A 1,146-nucleotide genomic window follows, 5' to 3' on the forward strand; every position below is an offset into this window, starting at 1 on the left:
ATCGGCTGCGGCGAGCAGGTCGAGCTTGCCGCTCGCCGTGAGCGGCAGGCGGTCGAGGGCCACGAACTGCCGGGGCACCATGACCGCGGGGAGGGTGCGCAGCAGGTGGTCCCGCAGGTCCGCGTCGGACGGCGGTTCGCCGCCGGGTGCGGCCACCCGGTAGCCGACGAGCGCGGGGTCCCCCTCGGCCTGCCCGCACACGGCGACGGCGGCCGCGGCGACCGCCGGGTGGTCGAGCAGCGCGGCCTCGATCTCGCCCAGTTCGATCCGGTGGCCGCGGATCTTCACCTGGTCGTCGATCCGGCCGTGGAACTCCAGTTCGCCGTCCGGCGTCCACGCCGCGAGGTCACCGGTGCGGTACATCCGGCCACCGGTTCCGGCGAACGGGTCCTCGACGAAGCGTTCCGCCGTCAGTTCGGGGCGGCCGCGGTAGCCGTCCGCGACGCCGTCGCCGCCCAGGTGGAGCTCGCCGGGGATCCCGATCGGCAGCGGCCGGCCGTCCGCGTCCAGGACGTACGCCCGGGTGTTGGCGACCGGCCCGCCGATCACCACGGCCTCCGGTCCGGCCGGGACGTCGGCGCAGGTCGCGTAGATCGTCGCCTCGGTCGGGCCGTACCCGTTGATCAACCGCTGGAGGGAGCCGCGGAGTTCGCGGGCCAGCGGCAGCGGCAGGGCCTCCCCGCCGACGATCCCGGTCAGCCCGGCCGGCAGCGACCCGGCGCTGAGCAGCACGCGCCAGCCCGCGGGGGTCGCCTGGAGGTGGGTCACGCCCTCGCGCCGGACCAGCCCGACCGTGCCGGGCGCGTCCAGGGCGGCGCCCTCCGGGGCGAGGACCAGCCGGCCGCCGGTGACCAGTGGCAGCAGGATCTCCAGCCCGGATATGTCGAAGGAGAGCGAGGTCAGGCCGAGCCAGACGTCCCCGGGGCCCGAGCCCAGCCGTTCGGCGAAGGAGGTCAGGAGGTTCACCAGCGCCCGGTGCCCGATCTCCACCCCCTTGGGCCGCCCGGTCGAGCCGGAGGTGTACAGCACGTAGGCGAGGTCGCCGGGCGGGGTCGGCGCCGCCGCGGACCCCGGCTCGGCGCGGGCGCTCCCGAGCCGGAGGACGGCCGGTGCCGCCGCCACCACGTCGGGGGCGGGCTCCCGGTC

General features: G+C 76.8%; 1 protein-coding gene. It reads right to left on the reverse strand.

The window, feature by feature from the left end; translation table 11 throughout:
- Positions 1–1,146 (reverse strand): amino acid adenylation domain-containing protein (locus tag ACWDCZ_RS41600; RefSeq protein ID WP_449818761.1); only part of this gene is annotated, 1,146 nt, incomplete at both ends.

The sequence above is a fragment of the Kitasatospora sp. NPDC001225 genome, from assembly GCF_053597855.1.